Origin of the sequence: uncultured Mailhella sp. (assembly GCF_944324615.1) — a bacterium.
Lineage (GTDB): Bacteria > Desulfobacterota > Desulfovibrionia > Desulfovibrionales > Desulfovibrionaceae > Mailhella.
Genome location: NZ_CALUWY010000016.1, coordinates 1 through 18561, shown reverse-complemented (window position 1 = coordinate 18561; position 18561 = coordinate 1). Strand labels below are relative to the sequence as shown.

The 18561-nt window shown below is 61.7% G+C and carries 20 protein-coding genes; 10 read left to right on the top strand and 10 right to left on the bottom strand.

What is annotated here, in order from left to right; all coding sequences use genetic code 11:
• Positions 1–560 precede the first annotated feature (560 nt).
• Entirely contained in the window at positions 561–1136 is a 576-nt protein-coding gene (locus Q0K07_RS05475; RefSeq protein WP_294557466.1) for a 4Fe-4S binding protein, read from the bottom strand.
• On the bottom strand, positions 1117–1344 hold the full coding sequence (locus Q0K07_RS05470; RefSeq protein ID WP_294557463.1) for a 4Fe-4S binding protein: 228 nt from the start codon (positions 1342–1344) through the stop codon (positions 1117–1119). The genes Q0K07_RS05475 and Q0K07_RS05470 overlap by 20 nt, the downstream gene beginning before the upstream one ends.
• A 489-nt stretch (positions 1345–1833) precedes the next feature.
• On the opposite strand from Q0K07_RS05470, the gene Q0K07_RS05465 reads away from it, so the two are divergent.
• Complete coding sequence (locus Q0K07_RS05465) at positions 1834–1974, top strand: hypothetical protein (RefSeq protein WP_294557461.1); 141 nt, start codon at positions 1834–1836, stop codon at positions 1972–1974.
• Between the two features lie 601 nt (positions 1975–2575).
• Positions 2576–3043, top strand: coding sequence for a universal stress protein (locus Q0K07_RS05460; RefSeq protein ID WP_294557459.1), 468 nt, complete (start codon positions 2576–2578; stop codon positions 3041–3043).
• A 313-nt stretch (positions 3044–3356) separates the two neighbouring features.
• On the opposite strand, the gene Q0K07_RS05455 is transcribed toward Q0K07_RS05460, so the two are convergent.
• The 6 genes from Q0K07_RS05455 to Q0K07_RS05430 form a co-directional block, all read right to left on the bottom strand.
• Positions 3357–3779 carry an OsmC family protein gene (locus Q0K07_RS05455; RefSeq protein WP_294557457.1) on the bottom strand — a complete coding sequence of 141 codons (423 nt, stop codon included), beginning with the start codon at positions 3777–3779 and terminating at the stop codon, positions 3357–3359.
• 22 nt (positions 3780–3801) lie between these two features.
• Entirely contained in the window at positions 3802–4608 is an 807-nt protein-coding gene (locus tag Q0K07_RS05450) for an aspartate dehydrogenase domain-containing protein (protein ID WP_294557455.1), read from the bottom strand.
• 172 nt (positions 4609–4780) lie between these two features.
• On the bottom strand, positions 4781–5158 hold the full coding sequence (locus tag Q0K07_RS05445; RefSeq protein ID WP_294557453.1) for a RidA family protein: 378 nt from the start codon (positions 5156–5158) through the stop codon (positions 4781–4783).
• 92 nt (positions 5159–5250) lie between these two features.
• Positions 5251–5661, bottom strand: a complete 411-nt coding sequence (locus Q0K07_RS05440) for an OsmC family protein (protein WP_294557451.1) — start codon at positions 5659–5661, stop codon at positions 5251–5253.
• A gap of 176 nt (positions 5662–5837) precedes the next feature.
• Positions 5838–6542 carry a GntR family transcriptional regulator gene (locus tag Q0K07_RS05435; protein ID WP_294557449.1) on the bottom strand — a complete coding sequence of 235 codons (705 nt, stop codon included), beginning with the start codon at positions 6540–6542 and terminating at the stop codon, positions 5838–5840.
• A 227-nt stretch (positions 6543–6769) separates the two neighbouring features.
• Positions 6770–7303 (bottom strand): aminoacyl-tRNA deacylase, encoded by a 534-nt coding sequence (locus Q0K07_RS05430; protein ID WP_294557447.1) that lies wholly within the window; start codon positions 7301–7303, stop codon positions 6770–6772.
• 174 nt (positions 7304–7477) lie between these two features.
• Between Q0K07_RS05430 and Q0K07_RS05425 the strand changes: the two genes are divergently transcribed.
• From Q0K07_RS05425 to Q0K07_RS05390, 8 genes are all read left to right on the top strand, one after another.
• Positions 7478–8710: a pyridoxal-phosphate dependent enzyme gene (locus tag Q0K07_RS05425; RefSeq protein WP_294557445.1), complete on the top strand. Its 1233-nt coding sequence runs from the start codon at positions 7478–7480 to the stop codon at positions 8708–8710.
• A 58-nt stretch (positions 8711–8768) separates the two neighbouring features.
• Positions 8769–9731 (top strand): tripartite tricarboxylate transporter substrate binding protein, encoded by a 963-nt coding sequence (locus tag Q0K07_RS05420; protein WP_294557443.1) that lies wholly within the window; start codon positions 8769–8771, stop codon positions 9729–9731.
• Positions 9732–9839: 108 nt separating this feature from the next.
• Positions 9840–11351, top strand: a complete 1512-nt coding sequence (locus Q0K07_RS05415) for a tripartite tricarboxylate transporter permease (protein ID WP_294557441.1) — start codon at positions 9840–9842, stop codon at positions 11349–11351.
• Between the two features lie 10 nt (positions 11352–11361).
• Entirely contained in the window at positions 11362–11814 is a 453-nt protein-coding gene (locus tag Q0K07_RS05410) for a hypothetical protein (protein ID WP_294557439.1), read from the top strand.
• 296 nt (positions 11815–12110) lie between these two features.
• The gene (locus tag Q0K07_RS05405; RefSeq protein ID WP_294557436.1) at positions 12111–13316 is read left to right on the top strand and encodes a M20/M25/M40 family metallo-hydrolase; all 1206 of its coding nucleotides are present in this window, start codon (positions 12111–12113) and stop codon (positions 13314–13316) included.
• The gene (locus Q0K07_RS05400) at positions 13313–13759 is read left to right on the top strand and encodes a tripartite tricarboxylate transporter TctB family protein (RefSeq protein ID WP_294557433.1); all 447 of its coding nucleotides are present in this window, start codon (positions 13313–13315) and stop codon (positions 13757–13759) included. Before Q0K07_RS05405 ends, Q0K07_RS05400 begins: the two co-directional genes overlap by 4 nt.
• A gap of 16 nt (positions 13760–13775) precedes the next feature.
• Positions 13776–15260, top strand: a complete 1485-nt coding sequence (locus tag Q0K07_RS05395; RefSeq protein ID WP_294557430.1) for a tripartite tricarboxylate transporter permease — start codon at positions 13776–13778, stop codon at positions 15258–15260.
• A gap of 86 nt (positions 15261–15346) precedes the next feature.
• Positions 15347–16288 (top strand): tripartite tricarboxylate transporter substrate binding protein, encoded by a 942-nt coding sequence (locus tag Q0K07_RS05390; protein ID WP_294557428.1) that lies wholly within the window; start codon positions 15347–15349, stop codon positions 16286–16288.
• A 378-nt stretch (positions 16289–16666) separates the two neighbouring features.
• On the opposite strand, the gene Q0K07_RS05385 is transcribed toward Q0K07_RS05390, so the two are convergent.
• Complete coding sequence (locus Q0K07_RS05385) at positions 16667–17263, bottom strand: sugar O-acetyltransferase (protein ID WP_294557426.1); 597 nt, start codon at positions 17261–17263, stop codon at positions 16667–16669.
• Positions 17264–17547: 284 nt separating this feature from the next.
• A partial coding sequence (locus Q0K07_RS05380; protein WP_367178869.1) for an elongation factor G occupies positions 17548–18561 on the bottom strand: 1014 nt, incomplete at its 5' end.

Here is an 18561-nt window from a genome sequence, read left to right as displayed (position 1 = left end):
GTCCCCGGTACCGGAAAGGGGTATGCGGGTGCCACGCTTTTTTCCGGCAATACAGGAGAGAGACACAGGAGAGGGAGATACTCGCTGTCGCCCCCGGGCCACCTGCTCCAGGGCGACGAGCCCCGGACAGGAGAGGCATGGATAATACGCCCCCGGGAAACGGCAACACCGGGCGAAAAGGCGTAACGTTCGGCCTTTGCAGGAGGGAAGATGCAGCGTCTTGCGGGCAGCGCTGCACAGGCAGGCCGCAACGTGCAGAAGGGAAAGTCCCGGCAGCTCTTTTATGACGTTGCCGGAACAAGGAAGGCTTTTGCCTGTACCCTGCCTTTCTCTGCATGGCCGGGATACAGGCGCGGGAAGTTCCGGCGCGGCGGAAAGCAGCCGTCCGGCAGGAGGGGCAGACGCCTGCCCCCGGGCTGTTTCATGAAAAGCGTATGGGTGCGGGCCTTCTGCCGGAGCAGCGTCGGGGATGAACGGCGTCGGGCTGTCCCCCCGCGGCCCGGCAGGCGGAAGACGCAAGGGAGGATCCTGCCGCCCTCAGGAAAAGGCAGGGCGGCGCGTTATTTCTTTCTGCACCGGAGCAGACATATCATCTGCGTCATGGTGCCCATGGGGCAGAAGGCGCACCATGTCCGCGGCCTGTACAGAGCCATCATCAGAAGGCCCAGAAGGAACGAGGTGAGCATGATGCTGTAAAAGCCGAAGCTGAACTGGGCCACCCATGCCGGCAGGGAGGTTTCCGCATAGGCCCAGTGCCAGGGAAGCTGGAAGGTCCAGAACAGGCTGACGGTCTGCCGCAGGGAAGCGGCGCCTGCTCCCACCAGCCACGTCTGGAAGAGCATGTTCCCGAACATGGTCAGGAAAAAAAGCAGAAATCCATACCGGAACCAGCGGGAGTACAGCCATGCAGGCGTAGGCCTGTTGCGTGAATATCCGAGCTCATGGCCGAGCTTCATGCACAGCTGACCACGTCCGCAGAAATGATTGCAGAACAGCTTGTTTCCCCCGAAGATGGCAAAGCCGAGCGGAACCAGAAAGTCGATCATCCCCAGCCAGGCAAAGAGGATATTGAAAAATCCCAGGCTGAAATAAACGATGGTCCATATCCACAGATAGTCATACCAGTGCCGCTTCATTGCCTTCCCGCCTTTCTCTTTCCACAAGTTCTATGCAGTTGGCCGGGCATGATGCGGCGCATCTGCCGCAGCCGATACACAGCTCGATGTCGATTTCGGCCCGGCAGCCGTGGACGACCAGGGCTGCATGGCGCGGGCAGACATTTTCGCAGGTGCCGCAGGCGACACAGTTTCTGGGATTGACGACGGCATGGCGCCTGGATGGCATCAGCGTTCTCCTTTTTCCTGTTTTCCGCGGCATGCGCGGAGTTGCGAACCTGCGGCAGCCGTGGCCGCAGTGCGGGATTTCTGCCGGTCATCTCCATAACCGGCCGCTGCCGTTTTTTCCGGTGCGGAAGCAGCATGGCCGCAAGGATATGGCGCTCCTTTTCCTCCTCTCCCCGGCATGGATGCGGCGAAGAGGCGTGCGTTCATGAAGCATCGGGGCAACGAACCCCGCCTGAGGAGCAATATATATCCGCTCCGGGGGCGGATAGTTCCGCATTGTTCCGGCCGTGACATGGAATTTCCCGAAAGCGCGGCACATGCCGTTTCCTGCGTTTTCTTGAGCGCCGTCAGCCGGAAACTTCCGTGTGCAGGTGCCGGAACAGCCGCAGGAGGAGGCTTGTGCTGCCGGAAGTCAGGGCCTTTTCCTGCGCGTGTCACCTCCGCCGTGTTTCCGGATCCGCAGCTTTACAGCCGGAGGGAGCCGGTGTGCATGGCTCACGCTGCAACGTCTCTTTCCGCACCGGGCAGGGCCGCATGGTCATGGGCCGGCATCATCGGCAACGTACCGTTCCCTGAAAAAACGGTGTTCTGCCGTCCCGGGAGCATGAGCTTCTCTGGTATGGACCTGTAGTTTTGGATTTTTGTGTCAGAGTTTCCGGATCATGTCAACGCATCTGCACGAAAATGGGGCTTTCTTTACGGATGATGGTGAGTTTGTTCATAAAAACGGCCTTCCGTTGCAGTTGTTCGGAAAGACCGGGGATAATAAGACGTTGACTGTCTGCGAAGGACTATCGTTCCGGCAGGGCATGGGGCAGGACATGTTGCCGGAGCATGTTTTCCCGGAACATTTCCGTCAGAGAGGAGAGGCCGTGCGCGGGGCGGACGTTGCGCAGGTGCTTTCGCCGGGAAAAGGGCATGGCGGAAGAGGCCTCCGGGCAGGGGAAAGGCGCGGAAACAGGAAAAGGCCTGCTCCGGGGCAGGAAAGTGTTTTTTCCTGCTTGGGAAAGCCCGGTCATGCTCTTGATGCAGGCCGCGCACGAAAAAATGCGGTGCGGAAGGAAGCGGCGGAAAAGTCCCGTTCCCGCAGGAATTTTTGCCGCCGGAAGGACGATTTTTCCCCGATCCTGCCGAAACATGTGTTTTTAAACACCAGCTTGACAACATGCGCCCTATTATTAAAAGTAAGGAAAGTAAAAAATGAATCTGTCATCACGAAACAGGAGGATACCATGTCTGTTTTTTCCAATATCGTCTGCTGCATCAGCCTTTCCGAAAATCCCGACGACGTGGCCCAGTACACGAATGACATCACCCGCCAGAACGACGCCAAGCTCATCCTTGTGCATGTGGCGGCCGACAACGAAAGCATCCTGCGCCGCACCGGCAGCAAGAGCATGGTGGAAAAGCTCATCGACGAAAGCCGCAAGGCCAATGAAGAAGCCTTCACCGAGTATGTGAACAAGCACTTCGCCGGTCTCGACACCACCATCGTGCTCACCGAAGGCCGCGTCGAGGAAGAACTGCTCAAGATCATCGACAAGTACTGCGCCGACCTCATCGTCATCGGCAGCATGTCCACCAAGGGCGTGTTCGGTTCCCTGTTCAACAAGCCTTCCGAAAGCATCATCGGCAAGACCCGTATTCCCGTCATGGTCATCCCCAACGACCTCAGCCTGGAATGCGTGCCTGAATTCTAAGCCGTGAGCCGTGTTTTTCTGTGGGGCGGGGGTATTCCCGCCTGAACGGTACGGAGTTTTTTTTGCGCCGTACGGCAGAAAAGGCCCGCCTGCGAAAAGCAGACGGGCCTTTTTTCGTCCTTTCGGAAGACCTGAAGCCGTGCCGCCCGGGGCATCACGCCCGGCCCCCGGGGGAAGGGAAGAAAACGGGCGTGATGCGTTCCGGGCCGCAGCCTTGGCAGGCTGCTCTCCGGCGCAGGCTTCTGCGGAAGGAGAAGGCCTTTTGAGGCGCACGGGCTGCCCGGCCTTCCGGGAATACCGGAGCCGAACCTGCTCAGGCCCGGCGGATGTGATGTTCCACGGCAATGCCGTCGAGCAGGGAAGCGGTGATGAGGCAGCGCTTCACGATTTTTGCACAGTGTTCCAGCTGGGGAAGCCAGGCGTCGTCGAGGTCCACGGCCACGTCGATGTCAAGGGAGGAAAGACGCATGGAGCCTTGTTCGTTCATGGTCTTCACGCCTTTTCCCACGGCCTGAAGGGAGCGGAAGGGCACGCCGCGGGCCACGAGGGCGGCCCGCACGCTTCCGCAGAAGCAGCTCAGCGCGGCGGAAATGAGCAGAATGGAGGAATTGCCGCCCCGGGCGTCTTCGGGGTAGCCGGTATAATCCATGACGATATCGCCGAGAACCGGGGACCCCGTATGCACGGTGTAGACATCGCCTTTCTGTTCAAAGCGCACTTCGATTTCCTGAGACATGGCGTTACTCCTTGAAAAATAATCAGCCCGCAAGGCGCAGGGGGGAGGCAAGCTGGCGCAGCAGGGCGGGGACGGAATACATGGCGAGGGCGGAACTTCTGGGATTTTCCCGGAGCGGCGCGGGGCATACCGTGGTTTCCAGAGAGCATGTTCCGGCCCGGGCCGCGATGAAGTGCCTTGTGCCCTTTGCCCCGGGGTCGGCGATGAGGCGCACCGTGGTCTGTTCAAAGCCGTTTCCCGCAAGGGACAGGGCAATGGCGATGTTCACGTTGGCGGGGAAGAGGCGTATGGCCTCTGCGGCGCTTCCCTCAAAGACCAGGCGGGCCTGTGCGGAACAGAATGTTTCCCCGGCGGGAGGCAGGGCGGAGAGGTCGGCAAGGCCCAGGCTTTCCGGCCTCTTGACGGTGGTGAGGGAAAGACTCTCCAGCCCCATTTCACGCATGGCGCGTATGCCGTCGAGTCCCGCCACGGCGCCCGAGGGCACATGGACAAGGCAGGACTGGGCCTGCACTTCGTCGAGAAGGGCAGGATCCAGAGAAAAGCCGCCCACGCTCAGGCAGAGCACTTCCTTCTGCGCGGCAAGGCATGCGCGCACGATGCCGGGCATGGCGGCGGCGCTGGCCGATTCCACCAGCACGTCGCAGAGGCCGATGACCTCTTCCGTTTCCATGGCCGGAACGCCGAGTTCCCCGCCCAGATGCTCGGCGTGTTCCCTGCTGCGGGAAGCAACGCCCCTGAGTTCGTAGTACCGGGAAAGTTCCTTTTGAACATGGAGGCCAATGAGGCGTCCCATGGCTCCGCAGCCGATGATGCCGAGCGTTTTTTTCATCAAGACTCCTTCAGTGTGAAAACAACCGGGCGCAGGCATTTCCCCGGCGCAGGGCGCGGCGGAGCGTTCCGGCCGGAAAACCTGCCGGGAGAAATGCGGGGAGTGCGGAAAAGAAAAAGGGCCGCCGTCATCATGACGGCGGCCCGGAAACGCCAGTGGCGGAAGGGCGCCGTTACAGGACGGCGATGGCTTCCACTTCCACGCGGGCGCCCTTGGGCAGGGCGGCCACGGCCACGCAGGAGCGGGCGGGGGCGTCGGAAGCGAAGGTTTCGGCGTACACGGCGTTCACGGCCTGGAAGTCGGCCATGTCGGTGAGGAACACCGTGGTCTTCACCACGTTGTCGGTGGTGGCGCCGGCGGCGGCGAGCACGGCCTTCATGTTCTTGAGGGCCTGGGCGGTCTGTTCCTTCACGTCGGCGGAAACAAGTTCACCGGTGGCGGGATTCATGCCGATCTGGCCGGAAAGATACAGGGTGTCGCCGGCCTTCACGGCCTGGGAATAGGGGCCGATGGCCGCGGGGGCATCGGCGGTAAAGACGATGTTTTTCATGGAATCGCTCCTTTATGCGTTATGGCGTTGCCGCAGACCGTGCTTCCCGGAAAGCCCGGGAAAAACTTCTCACGTCCGGTCAGGCCCTTATATCAGCGCTTCCAGTTGAAGACAAACACCTGTTCCACGTCGGGATGCAGGCTCAGGTGCACGGGGCAGGTGTGGGCGCAGTGCTCGATGGCGGCCTTCTGGCGGTCGGTGTATTCGCGGTCGGGCATGTCGAGGATGACTTCAATCTTGCCGATGCGGCGGGGGTTGGCGCTCATCACCTTGGTGATGGAAATTTCCGTGCCCGTCACATCCACGTCATGCTGCTTGGCATAAATGCCGATGATGGTCATGCAGCAGGAGGCCAGGGCCGTGGAGCACAGATCGGTGGGAGAAAAGGCCTGCCCCTTGCCGTTGTTGTCCACGGGGGCGTCGGTGATGATGGTGGTGCCGCTTGCGATGTGGGTGCATTCCACGCGCAGATCGCCCAGATACTTAGCCTTCATGTTAGCCATGGTGAACTCCTTTTCTCCGGGGTGCGCCCGGAGCTGTTGCATGTGACGAAAAGGCTGCAGGCCGTACGGAAACTTCCGCATTTAAGGCAAGCAATACCGGCAACCGCCATTTTAGTCAACAGTCTACTGTCGACAAAATGAACGGATCCGGAACCGCCCCTTACGGGGCAGGGGCGCTATTCGGTGGGGAAGTGGGCGTCGCCTTTTCTGCGGCGCGCGGGCTTCTGCCTGTCGCAGAAGCAGGCAAGCCTTTCCACCGATTCGGCGTAATGGGCGCGGATGGCTTTCCGTATGCGTTCCGGGTCGCGGGAGCAGAGGGCCTCGTAGATGCGGCTGTGCCTGTCGTACAGCTCCTGCGGGGTGTAGATGGTGCGCCATTCCTGGTAGAGGAGGTACTTTGAGATCACCCGGCTGAAGCGCGAGGCGAGGGAGCGGAGCAGGGCGTTGTCGGAAAAGCTGAGTATGGTTTCGTGAAACTGCGTGCCGAGTTCGGCATGTTCCTCATAGCTGCCCCCGGCGGCGACGGCCTTGCGCATTTCTTCCATGATCGAGGCGAGCCTTTCCTGTACCTTCGGGGGCATTTCCTCCGCGACGAGCACGGCGGCCTCGCTTTCCAGAATGGCGCTCAGCTCATAGTTGGCGCGTATCTTCTCCGGCGTGAGTATGGTCACGCACTTGCCCCTCTTGGGGTGCGACATGAGCAGCCCTTCCGCTTCCAGATGGTGCAGAGCCTCGCGTACCGGCGCGCGGCTGATGCCGCATTCCTCGGCCATGGCGGCTTCGCCTATGCTGTCTCCGCCGCGGAGCTTTCCGCTGCGGATGCGCTGCTTGATGAGGTGTGCGACTTTTTCACTGTAGGTTGTCTTGTTGAACTGCTGCACAGGTCCTCCAGGCGTGTTCACTGCCGGCGTTTTTTCGTCCGGCCGGGCCGTAGCTGATGGAAATGTTTGTTCTGCTGCGCCCCGGCCGGGCAAAACTTTCCGCGGTGGGGGAAAATATGCCCGGAGGCTGGCTCCGTTCCCGCAGGGCGGCGTTCTGCCGGAAGGGAAAAGTGCGGAAATTCCGCGCGGTGAGGCAATGCTTTGCGCAATGCTCAAGCCTGCGAAGTTTAACGCATGGGAGCGCTCATGTCAAAAGGCCTGCGCTGTTCCTGTTCGCTGGAAAGGTCTCCCGCCACAGGAGAAACGAGGCTCAGCGCCGAGGGCGGAATGGCCGCCACCACGCCGCGCACGCCGGCGTTGATGTACACCAGCGGCAGATCGAAGAGCGTCTGCTGCATGAACACCGGCAGCGGCGTCTTCAGCCCGAAGGGACAGATGCCGCCGGGGACATAGCCCGTCAGCTCCAGCGCCGTTTCCGGGGAGGAGGGCAGAAGGCGGTGTATGCCGGAAAGCCGCTCCAGCTTGTGCATGGAAACGCGCTCGTCCCCGTGCATGAGCACCATGACGGCCCTGCGCTTTTCCCCCTGCATGCCGTTGTCGAACACAAGACTCTTCACCACAAGGTGTTCGCTCACCCCGAGCTTCTGCGCCGCGTCGCGGGTGCCCCCGTGTTCCCTGTAGGCGTATTTCAGGCCCGCCGCCTCCATGCCCGCCGCGTGCAGTATGGCCCGCGCCGGGGCTTCATTGAGCATGTCCGTCATATTCTCTCCTTGATGCGAACAGTGTATTTTTTTTGTCGACAAAAAACTGTCGACCGATATTGACAAGAAGTTTTTCTTTTCACATACTGACTCTGAAAAGGCAAGAGTCGGGGCCTTCCCGCACGGGCGGCCATGGAACATGGTGTTTAACCTTCTTATTTTCCAGGAGAAAATATGAACGCTGAATGTACGGGCCTTGTTTGCCGCGATTGCGGAACACGCATCGCCGAATCCGAATTTTCCCTTTCCTGCCCGAAATGCGGCGCCCCCATGCGTGTCGACTTTGCGCCCGGATCCATCCGCGAGGCGCTGAAGAACGGCATGCCTGCCTGTGACGACCGTTCCTATCTCTACCAGTGGCGCTCCATTCTGCCCATTTCCGACGAGTCGCTCATCGACAAGGTGAGCCTCGGCGAGAAGGAGTCCTCGCTGCTGCGTTCCCACCGCTACGGGCCTTCCCGCGGCATCAGTGATCTGTATTTCAAGATAGAGCAGGGCCCCACCCTCTCCCTGAAGGACAGGGGCACGGCGCTGTGCGTGCTCAAGGCTCTGGAAACGGGGTGCAGAACCATCTGCCTCGCCTCTTCCGGCAACAATGCGGCCAGCGTTTCGGCCTACGGTTCCCGCGCGGGGCTGCGTCCCGTGGTGTTTGTGCAGAAGCAGGTTTCCCCGGCCAAGATATTCAAGAGCCTGGTGTACGGCGGCAAGGTGGTGCGCATCGACGGCGACATGGCCGCCGCAAGCCGCGTCTGCGCGGCCATGGTGCGGGAAAAGGGCTGGTACCAGTGCGGCGGGCCCAACCCCTACCGTGTGGCGGGCAAGCGCACCTTTGCCTACGGCATCGTGCAGCAGCTTGGCCGCGTGCCGGATACGGTGCTCATTCCCTGCGGCGGCGGTGCGGGCATGGTGGCCGCCTTCGACGGTTTTTCCGAAATGCTGGAAGCGGGCATCATCGAGCGCATGCCCCGGCTGGTGGGCGTGCAGCTGGAAGCCTGCTGCCCCACGGCCACGGCCTTCCACGCCGGAAAGGATGTGGTCGTCCCTGTGGAAAAGAAGCCCTCCCTTTCCGACGCCATCATGAACAACAACCCCTACTGGGGCAAATACTGCCTTGAGGCCGTGCGCACCACCGGCGGCACCATGATCACCGTGTCGGATGCGGATTTCATCCGCGCCATCCGCGCTCTCGGCCGCGAGGAAGGCATCTTTACGGAACCGGCGGGCGTGGTGTCCGTGGCGGCGCTGGACAAGCTCGTGAAGATTCCCGGCTTCGAGAATCCCGGGGTCACGGTCTGCAACCTTACCGGCCACGGGCTGAACTCCCCGCAGGTGGCCACCAGTGATTCGGAATCTCCCGAGCCTGTGGAGGCTTCCCTCGAAGCCGTGGAGGCGTACTTGGGAGAATAGCGTTTTTCGGCAAGGCTTTTGCGATGCAGCACACCTTTCATTCCCTTCAGGAGGTCTTATGAAAAAGTTGTCCTTCATCATCGCTCCGTTCATGGCCCTTTCGCTCTGCATGGGCGCCACGGCGCAGGCGGCGGATTATCCTTCCAAGCCCATCACGCTGATGACGGCCTTCAATGCGGGCGGCGGCAGCGACGTAAGCCATCGCCTTATTGAAAAATACGCCCGGGGCGTCATATCTCAGCCCATCGTGGTGACCTACAAGCCCGGCGCGGGCGGCGAAGTGGGCTGGACGTGGCTCATCGGCGCGCGTGCCGACGGCTACACCGTGGGCGGCGTGGACCTGCCCCACATCGTGCTGCAGCCCCTGCTTCGCGCCGAAGGACAGCCCGGCTACAAGACCGAGCAGCTCAACCCCCTGTGCAACCTCGTGTTCGACCCCGACGTGGTCATGGTCCGCAAGGACAGCCCCTTCAAGTCTCTGGAAGAACTCGTCACCTACGCCAAGGCCAACCCCGGCAAGCTGAAGGTGGGTACCGTGGGAAAGTTCACCGGCGACCACCTCTTCCTCATGCAGATTGAAAAACTCACCGGCACCAAGTTCACCCAGGTTCCCTACCCCGGCGGCGGCAAGGCTGCTCCCGCCCTGCTCAGCGGCGAAGTGGACTGCTACTTCGGTTCCGCCTCCAACTTCCTGCGCATGGAAGGCGCCCGCGGCCTCGCCATCGCCACCAAGGAACGCTACGAGCTCTGCCCCGACGTGCCCACCTTCGCGGAACAGGGCTACACCCTGGAATCGGCCAAGTATCGCGGCATAGCCACGCCTCCCAAGTTCCCCGCCGAGGCCCAGAAGTACCTGGAAACCAAGCTGGCCGAACTCTGCGCCAACCCTGAATATCAGCAGGCCGTGCGCGGCGCCGGACTGACCCCGTACTACACGAACGGCAAGGAATTCGGCGAAATCATCAAGAGAGAAAAGGAAAAGGCCGTCAACGTGCTCAAGACCTACGGCTTCATTAAGTAATGTCTGCGCCGGGGGGAGGCTTCGGCCTTCTCCCGGCCTCTGTTTCTCCGCCCGGTCCTGCCGACCGGGCCGGTTCCGCTTTCATTACGGAAACGCAGCGAGGCGCGTATGTTTGATATTTCGGTTGTCCTTTCCAATCTCTTTGAACCCATGACGCTGCTGCTCATGGCGCTGAGCGCCTGCTTCGGCATCATCATGGGAGCCATACCCGGCCTTTCCGGCACGCTCGGCATCGCGCTTCTCATGCCGTTCACCTTCGGTCTGGAACCCGGCGTCGCCCTGCTCATGCTCGGTTCCGTGTACTGCGGTTCGGAATACGGCGGAAGCATCCCGAGCATTCTCATTAATACCCCCGGAACGGCGGCGGCGCTGTGCACCACCTTCGACGGACACCCCATGGCGCAGAACGGCCATGCGCAGAAGGCGCTGCTCACCGCGCTCATTTCCTCCGTGTTCGGCGGACTTTTCGGCGTGTGCGCGCTCATCTTCCTTTCCATTCCTCTGGCGCATGTGGCCATGAGCTTCGGCGCGCCGGAACAGTTCTGGCTGTGCGTGTTCGCCCTCACCATCATCGCCTCTCTTTCTTCCGGGCAGGTGCTCAAGGGCATCATCGGCGCGCTGCTCGGCCTGCTTTTCGCCTGCGTGGGCATGGACCCCATCACCGGTATTCCCCGCTTCACCTTCAATACCATGGAACTCATGAACGGCATCAACGTGGTGCCCGCGCTCATCGGTCTCTTCGCCATTCCGCAGGCCCTCATGCTGCTCAAGCCCGCGGGTGAACACGGCGGCATGGCCCCCTACCGGCCCGCTCCCGGCGTGTTCTGGCAGACGGTGAAGGAGTTCTTCCACCGCATCTGGGTGGTGGGCGTCGCCGGCGTGGTGGGTCTCATCATCGGCATCATGCCCGGTGCGGGCGGCAATATCGCCACCTTCATCGCCTACAACGAGGCCAAGCGTTTTTCCCGCAAGCCTGAAAAGTTCGGCACCGGCATCATGGAAGGCATCATGGCCCCCGAAGTGTGCAACAACGCCGTGGTCGGCGGCGCGCAGATTCCCATGCTCACCCTGGGCATTCCCGGCAGCGCCCCTGCCGCAGTCATGCTCGGCGCGCTCATGACCCACGGCCTCAAGCCCGGATTCGCCCTGTTCACGGAACAGAGCGACGTGGTGTTCACCTACTTCATCGGCCTTTTCCTTGCCAACATCATGATCCTCATTCTCGGCCTCGTGCTGATACGCATCTTCGTGCGCGTGCTGCAGATTCCCCAGAATTTCCTGGTAGTGGCCATCATCGCCATGTCCGTGGTGGGCGCGTACTCCATCAGCACTTCCGCCATGGACGTCATTTCCATGTGCGCGGGCGGCCTCATCGGCTACATCCTCATCCGCTACAAGTTCGGCGTGGCTCCCATGGCCCTGGGCCTCATCCTCGGCGGCATGATGGAAGAAGGCTTCAAGCTTTCCCTGCATCTCGGCGCGGCGGAAGGCAACGTGGTCATGTTCTTCTTCTCCCGTCCGCAGAGCCTCGTGCTCATCGCCCTTACCGTGCTTTCCCTCGTCTATTCCATCTGGAAGGAAATCTCCGCCGCCCGCAAGGCCGGGCAGGCCGCCGCATAAGGAGGCAGTCATGAACAACAGCCGTATTGTCGATGTCAGCTGCGCCGTTGTCGTCATTCTGTTCTGCCTGCTCATGCGCACGCAGCTCACGCACATTCCCCGGGAAGGCTATATCTTCCCCATGTGCACCATCTATCTGCTCATGGGCACGAGCGCGCTTCTGGCCCTGCGCGCGCTGCTGACCCGGCAGGGCCCGCACATGACCTTCTTTGCGGGCATTCCGGTGAAGCGCTGGTGTATTGTTTCCGCAATCTTCGTGGTGCAGTGCCTGGGCGCCATGTATCTTTCCTTCAAGATATTCATGGGACTCGGCATGCTCACCATCATCTTCCTTCTGGAAAAGAAGCATTCGCTGAAAAATACGGTGTGCAACGTGCTGTATGTGGCCTTCTTCCTCGTCTTCTTCCAGCTCTTCTTCACCGATATCATGCACATCTATTTCCCGGAAAACCTTTTCTACTAGCCTGTGCTCTTCAAGGCGGCGCTGCCCGGGAAGAAGACTCCGCAAGGCGACGCCGCCCGGCATACGGCCTGCCGTTTCTGCGCCGGGAAAGGGAATATCCTTCCCGGAGCGCAGAGCGGAAGCCTTCTGAGGATGCATCCCTGAGACATGCGGCGGCAATAATGAGGTGATTCTTCTGTAATATACGGATATTGATGATGAATGTATCACACTGAGGGCCGGATGCTGCCGCATGCGGCGTCCTTTTGAGGCCCGAAGCTGTGCGGAACAATCTTCAAGACGCGACGGAGTGTTTCATGGAAGGCAATGCGCTTCTTCTTGCCTGTGAAAGAGCGGTCCCGGAGATACTGGGGCTTTCGCAGCGACTCGTGAACATGGATTCCGGCACCGACGACCTGCCCGGACTCAGACGAAAGGCCGAGTTGCTTTCGGATCTGTTCACGGAACAGGGCGGAAGCGTGCGCCTTCTGGAAGCTGCCGAGCCGCGGAAGGGCAAGTGGAACCTTGAGGCCGTGTTCCACGGCACGGGCCGGGCGCGCATTCTCATTCTCACCCATTACGACACCGTGTTTCCGGCGGGAGAGGCGGCAAGGCGGCCGTTTTCCTGCGACGGGGAGAAGGCCTTCGGCCCGGGCGTGGCCGACATGCAGACGTCCATAGCCATGGTGCTCAGGGCGCTTCCCATGATGCGCGAACTTGAAGGGTGCGACTATGATACCCTCACGGTGTTCTGCAATGCCGACGAGGAATCCGGCTCTCTGGGAAGCCGGGATCAGATCAGGGCCCTTGCGCGCAAACACGACATCGCCCTCAACATGGAGCTGAGCGGGGCGGAGGGCAACCTCATCACCGTGAGCGGGCGCGGCATGGCCAATGGCAGGCTCCGCGTGCGGGGCAGGGCGGCGCATTCCGCGGCGGAACCCCCGGCAGGGGTGAATGCGGGCCTTGAACTGGCCCATCAGCTGCTTCAGCTCCGTTTTCTTTCCCGGCCGCAGATCCGCACGGCGGTGAACGCCACGGTGGGGAGCTTCGGTTCCCGGCCCAACGTCATTCCCGATACGGCGGAAGCCGTGCTCAACATCCGTGTGGCGGATGCGGCGGAGTTCTCCCGCGTGGAGAACGACATCAGAGCGATCATCAGAAACAGACTGTTTGCGGAAAGCGAAGTCTCCTTCGACATGGACATCGCCATCATGCCCTACGGCAACAACCCCGTCACGCTGGAGCTGGCCGACAGGGTGAGGACCATGGCCCGCGCCGAACTCGGCATGGAACTCGGCTACCGTCATGCCATAGGCGGCAACGACACGAGTTTCAGTGCGGAATGCTGTCCTTCGCTGGACGGTTTCGGTCCGGGCTGCGTGGCCATGCACACGGCGGAGGAATACCTGCCCGTGCGTACCGTTGCCCCGCGCCTCTACCTTCTTCTGCGCATGGTGCAGGAGGTATGCCGTGGCGGCATGGTTCCCCTGAACAGAAGCTCCGAGGAGGCGGAAGCATGAAGAAAGAGGATGTGATAAGCGGCGTGCTGCTCATGGGCCTGAGCGCGGTTCTCTATACGCAGACGCTGGTCGATCCCAGCGAGATCATGTTTGAAGACGACATCGACCCCATGAAGTACCCGCGCATGCTCATTGCGCTGCTGGCGCTTCTGGGGGCCGTGCTGGCCGGAAAAGGCCTGCGACTGGCAGGCACGGTTTCCGCGGTGCCCATTTTTTCCCGCCGTACCCTGTCCGTCATGGCCGTGCTTTTTCTCTATGCCGCCGTGTTCACCACGGTGGGATTCTTCGTGTCGAGCTTTGCTGCCGCCTTTGCCGTGGCCTTCATCATGGGCTGGCGCAGGATTCCCGCCCTTATCGCCGTGTGCGGGTTTTCCATGGTGGTGATCTGGCTGCTCTTTACCTACATCCTGCGCATTCCCCTGCCTGTGGGGACGCTGTTCTGATTTCCGGGAGACAAGCATGGACATGATATTTTCCGCCTTTGCCGAAGTGCTGAGTCCCTTTCCCCTCATCATGAACCTCATGGGTGTCATGGTGGGCATGATCATCGGCGCTCTGCCCGGACTCGGTTCCGTGGTGGCCATTTCCATCTGCCTCCCCTTCACCTTCGGCATGCAGCCGCTGCAGGCCATGGCCCTGCTGCTCGGCGTGTACTGCGGCTCCAACTGCGGCGGCAGCATCGCCGCCGTGCTCATCAACACCCCCGGCACGCCGCAGGCCGCCGCCACCTCCATCGACGGCTACCCCATGGCCCGCATGGGCAAGGGCGGCACGGCCATAGGCTGGGCCCTGGGTTCTTCCATTTTCGGCGGCCTTTTTTCCTGCGCCGTCCTTGTCGTCGCCGCGCCCACGGTGGCTTCCTTCGCCCTGCAGTTCGGCCCGCTGGAAACCTTCGGTCTCATTCTCATGGGCCTGACCTGCATTTCCAGCGTGTCGGGCAAAAATCAGCTCAAGGGGCTTGCGGCAGGCGTCATCGGGCTGCTTCTGGCCTGCGTGGGCATGTCGCCCTTCACGCCGGATGCGCGCTTCACCTTCGGCCTCTACGCCCTGGACGGCGGCATGGACACCGTGGCCGTCATCGTGGGCGTGTTCGCCATTTCCGAGGTCATCGACCGTGCCGAGCGCATGCTTCATGAAGAACAGGGGAGCGTGCTGAGTGTGGACAGGCTGAAGATGCCGCGCATCGCAGATTACCGGGGCAGGCTCTGGAATCTCGTGAAATCCTCCATCATCGGAACCTTCGTGGGCATTCTGCCCGGCACGGGAGCCACCACGGCGGCCTTCATAGCCTATGGTGAAGCCAAGCGCTCCAGCCCCCGCCGCGACAAGTTCGGCACCGGCGAACCCGACAGCATCGTGGCCGCCGAATCCGCCAACAATGCCGTGACGGGCGGTGCGCTGGTGCCTTCCCTGGCTCTCGGCATTCCCGGCGATCCCGTCACCGCCATCATGCTGGCCACCTTCATCCTGCACGGCATCACCCCGGGCGTGCGTCTCATGGCGGATAACCCCGCCATCGTCTACGGCATTTTCGTGGCCCTTGCCGTGGCCAATGTGCTCATGTGGCCCTGCTGCTGCCTCACCACGCGCATGTTCAACTACCTGCTCAAGACCCCGGAACCCATACTCATGGGCCTCATCACCGTGCTCTGCGTGCTGGGTTCCTACGGTTCCCGCGGGAACATCAACGACGTGGCCGTCACCATAGGCGCGGGCATCGTGGCCTATCTTCTGCGCCGCAGCGGCTTCCCCATGCCGCCCATCGTCATCGGTCTCGTGCTCGGGCAGCAGTTTGAAATGAGCATAGGCCAGATGACCCTGTACAAGGCCGATCTCGGCTGGTGGGAATACATTTCCGCCTCGCCCATCGCCCTGTGCCTGTTCGCCGTGACCGCGCTCATTCTCTGCATGCCGCTTCTGCGCCGCCTGAGGACGCGAAGCTGATGTTTCCGGCCGGACGGAGGGAATCTTCGCCCGCTTTTCCGCCTCGCCGCATGGCGTGAACCCTCAACCTTTTTCAAGGAGAGCGCATGAACAGTCTTTTCAAACGTCTCGGTCTGGCTTTCGCCTGTACGCTGCTTGCCGCGGGTTCCGCCCTTGCCGCCTACCCCGAACGTCCCATTACCATGATCGTGCCCTTCGGCGCGGGCGGTTCCAATGACCTGCCCGCCCGTGTTCTGGCCGGCATGATGGAAAAGAAGCTCGGCCAGCCCGTGGTGGTGCAGAACGTGGTGGGTGCGGGCGGCACGCAGGGCACCACGCAGATAGCCCAGGCCAGACCCGACGGCTACACCATAGGCTTCGACCCCACCGGCGCGCTCTGCCTCCAGCCCCACATGAAGAAACTGCCCTACGGTGTGGACAGCTTCCAGTTCATCGGCATGGCCACGCAGCAGCCCGTGGTGCTCATGACCAGCAAGAAGGCTCCGTGGAAGAACATTGAGGAAATGGTGGAAATCGTGAAGAAGGCCCCGGGCAAGTACATCGTGGGCATTTCCGGCAAGGGCAACATGAGCCATGTGCCGGTGCTTGCGCTGGCCAGGCACTACGGGCTCAAGTTCCGCTATGTGCCCTACCGTTCCACCCCGGAAATCATGAAGGAAATCGCCGCCGACCGCCTGCAGTTCCATGCCGACATGCCCGTGGCGCTTTCCCAGTATGACGTGTACGGCCTTGTGCAGTTCTCCGACAAGAAGGTGGACAACCTGCCCATGCCGAATTCCGCCGACATCGGTCTGAACAAGAACTTCATCATGTGGCAGGCCTGCATTGCGCCCAAGGGCATTCCCGCCGACATCGTCAAGGTGCTCGTGGATACCATGCGCGAAGTGGTGAACAGCCCCGAATACGCCGAGGCCGTGCGCAAGCTCAGCATGAACCCCTGGTGGATGGAGCCGGAACAGGCCCAGGCCTTCTACGCCGAGGAATTCACCTCCTACGGCGAGGCGCTGAAGGAAGCTCTGGCCAATTAATCGGGTTCCTTCCCGGAAGCGTTTTCCTGTTTCCCTGCCGGAGGGCCTGTTTTCCGCTCCTGCCGTTCAACTCTTCCCGGAGGCAGACCCTCTCTGCAAAAAAGCGCTCTCCCGGCTGTGCCGGAAGGGCGCTTTTTCCTTTAATGCGGCGTTTTCCGCTGTTTTTTCCGCGAAGGAGGCAAGAAGGGCGGGGCGGAAAACAGGCGGGGAAGGGCGCTTTCCTCTGCACAGACAGGGCACAGGAAGTCGGAAGGACTCTGCGGCGGAACGCATCCGGCCGGAGAGGGCAGGCGAGTAAGCTGTGCCGCTTTTGCCCTGCCGGAAAGCCGGCCCGTCGCCTTTCCCCGGCCCTTTTCGGGGAAAGGAAGGGGGGAAAGTTCAGTGCCGGGGCGGAAGGCCGCCCTGAAGTATGCGGTCCTTCTCCGTGACGGGGCGCAGAACGCGGCAGGGATTGCCCGCCGCCACCACGCCCGGGGGAATGTCGCGCGTGACCACGCTCCCCGCGCCGATGACGCTTCCGTCGCCTATGGTCACCCCGGGCAGAACGGTGACATGGCCGCCGAACCACACGTCGTTGCCCACAAGAACCGGTCTGGCCCATTCCAGACCGGCGGCGCGTTCCCCGGCATCCAGCGGATGGCAGGCCGTGTAGAAGCCGCACTGCGGGCCGATGAAGCAGTTTCTGCCGAAGCGCACGGGCGCGCAGTCGAGAATGACGAGGTTGTAATTGGCGAAGAAATGTTCCCCGATTTCGATGTTGAAGCCGTAATCGCAGACAAAGCCCGGTTCGATGAGGAAATGTTCCCCGGTTTTGCCGAGAATGCGGGCAAGATGTTCCCTTCTGGCCTCCAGCTGCGAGGGAAGAAGCCTGTCGCAGAGCGCGCAGGCGTCCACGCAGGCCCGGTGCAGGCGGATCAGTTCCTCATCCAGTACGCTGTACACTATGCCGGCCATCATTTTTTCCTTTTCCGTCATGCCTCTCTCCTTGCGGGGCAGAGCCTTGTGCGGCGAGGGCCGCAAAGGCCGAAAATGTTCGGTATTTCAGGTCGTTCTGTGGGGCGGAGGCGGCTTCCGCCGCATGTCTGCCCGGCGTCTTGGGCCGTCATGGCAGGATGCGGCGCCCTTCTGCGGGAAGAGCGCCTCTTTCTGAAGAGCGCAGGCCTTCGCGCATCAGAAGCCGGGCGCAGGGTACAAAGAAGGCCGGAGCTTTCGCCCCGGCCCTCATGTTCTCTGGCCTTGTCAGGGAATACCCTGTACGACTAGTTCTTCTTGGCTACCAGTTCTTCAGCGATGCTGGCGGGCACTCTTTCGTAGTGATCGAACTGCATGCTGAAGGTGGCGCGGCCCTGCGTACGGGAACGCAGGTCGGTGGCGTAACCGAACATTTCAGACAGCGGCACATGGCAGCTGATGACCTGGGCGCCGGCGCGGGCTTCCATGGCCTGCACCTTGCCGCGGCGGCCGTTGAGGTCGCCCATGACGTCGCCGAGGTAATCTTCGGGAGTCACCACTTCCACGCTCATGATGGGTTCCAGAAGCACGGGGCTGGCCTTGCGCATGGCGTCCTTGATGGCCATGGAACCGGCAACGTAGAAGGCCTGTTCGGAGGAGTCCACTTCGTGGTAGGAACCGAACACGAGGTTGACCTTCACGTCCACGGCGGGGTAGCCGGCGAGCACGCCGCTCTTCAGAGCGTCCTGGATACCCTTGTCGATGGCGGGGATGTATTCCTTGGGGATCACGCCGCCCGTGATGGAGTTGATGAACTCGTAGCCCTTGCCCGGGTTGGGTTCGACCTCGATGACGGCATGGCCGTACTGGCCGCGACCACCGGACTGCTTGGCGTACTTGGTGTCGGACTTGGAGGGTTTGGTGATGGTTTCGCGGTAGGCAACCTGAGGCTTGCCCACGTTGGCATTCACGTTGAATTCGCGGGTCAGGCGGTCCACGATGATGTCGAGGTGGAGTTCGCCCATACCGGCGATCAGGGTCTGACCGGTTTCCTCATCGCCCGTCACGCGGAAGGAGGGGTCTTCCTTGGAGAGCTTGTTGAGGGCGGCGGAAAGGGCGTCGCGGTCGGCCTTGGTCTTGGGTTCGATGGCAACCTGGATGACGGGATCCGGGATGTCCAGGGATTCCAGGACCACGGGAGCGTCGTCGTGGCAGAGGGTGTCGCCGGTGGAGACGTTCTTGAGGCCCACGAGAGCGACGATGTCGCCGGCGCCGGCCCACTTGATTTCTTCACGCTTGTTGGCGTGCATGCGCACGATACG

Coding starts and splice junctions, on each gene's coding strand:
- Q0K07_RS05410 (WP_294557439.1), top strand. CDS start 11,362: ATGAACAACAGCCGTATTGTCGATGTCAGCTGCGCCGTTGTCGTCATT.
- Q0K07_RS05425 (WP_294557445.1), top strand. CDS start 7,478: ATGAACGCTGAATGTACGGGCCTTGTTTGCCGCGATTGCGGAACACGC.
- Q0K07_RS05395 (WP_294557430.1), top strand. CDS start 13,776: ATGGACATGATATTTTCCGCCTTTGCCGAAGTGCTGAGTCCCTTTCCC.
- Q0K07_RS05470 (WP_294557463.1), bottom strand. CDS start 1,344: ATGCCATCCAGGCGCCATGCCGTCGTCAATCCCAGAAACTGTGTCGCC.
- Q0K07_RS05445 (WP_294557453.1), bottom strand. CDS start 5,158: ATGAAAAACATCGTCTTTACCGCCGATGCCCCCGCGGCCATCGGCCCC.
- Q0K07_RS05455 (WP_294557457.1), bottom strand. CDS start 3,779: ATGTCTCAGGAAATCGAAGTGCGCTTTGAACAGAAAGGCGATGTCTAC.
- Q0K07_RS05390 (WP_294557428.1), top strand. CDS start 15,347: ATGAACAGTCTTTTCAAACGTCTCGGTCTGGCTTTCGCCTGTACGCTG.
- Q0K07_RS05465 (WP_294557461.1), top strand. CDS start 1,834: ATGGCTCACGCTGCAACGTCTCTTTCCGCACCGGGCAGGGCCGCATGG.
- Q0K07_RS05400 (WP_294557433.1), top strand. CDS start 13,313: ATGAAGAAAGAGGATGTGATAAGCGGCGTGCTGCTCATGGGCCTGAGC.
- Q0K07_RS05440 (WP_294557451.1), bottom strand. CDS start 5,661: ATGGCTAACATGAAGGCTAAGTATCTGGGCGATCTGCGCGTGGAATGC.
- Q0K07_RS05430 (WP_294557447.1), bottom strand. CDS start 7,303: ATGACGGACATGCTCAATGAAGCCCCGGCGCGGGCCATACTGCACGCG.
- Q0K07_RS05450 (WP_294557455.1), bottom strand. CDS start 4,608: ATGAAAAAAACGCTCGGCATCATCGGCTGCGGAGCCATGGGACGCCTC.
- Q0K07_RS05475 (WP_294557466.1), bottom strand. CDS start 1,136: ATGAAGCGGCACTGGTATGACTATCTGTGGATATGGACCATCGTTTAT.
- Q0K07_RS05385 (WP_294557426.1), bottom strand. CDS start 17,263: ATGACGGAAAAGGAAAAAATGATGGCCGGCATAGTGTACAGCGTACTG.
- Q0K07_RS05405 (WP_294557436.1), top strand. CDS start 12,111: ATGGAAGGCAATGCGCTTCTTCTTGCCTGTGAAAGAGCGGTCCCGGAG.
- Q0K07_RS05460 (WP_294557459.1), top strand. CDS start 2,576: ATGTCTGTTTTTTCCAATATCGTCTGCTGCATCAGCCTTTCCGAAAAT.
- Q0K07_RS05415 (WP_294557441.1), top strand. CDS start 9,840: ATGTTTGATATTTCGGTTGTCCTTTCCAATCTCTTTGAACCCATGACG.
- Q0K07_RS05420 (WP_294557443.1), top strand. CDS start 8,769: ATGAAAAAGTTGTCCTTCATCATCGCTCCGTTCATGGCCCTTTCGCTC.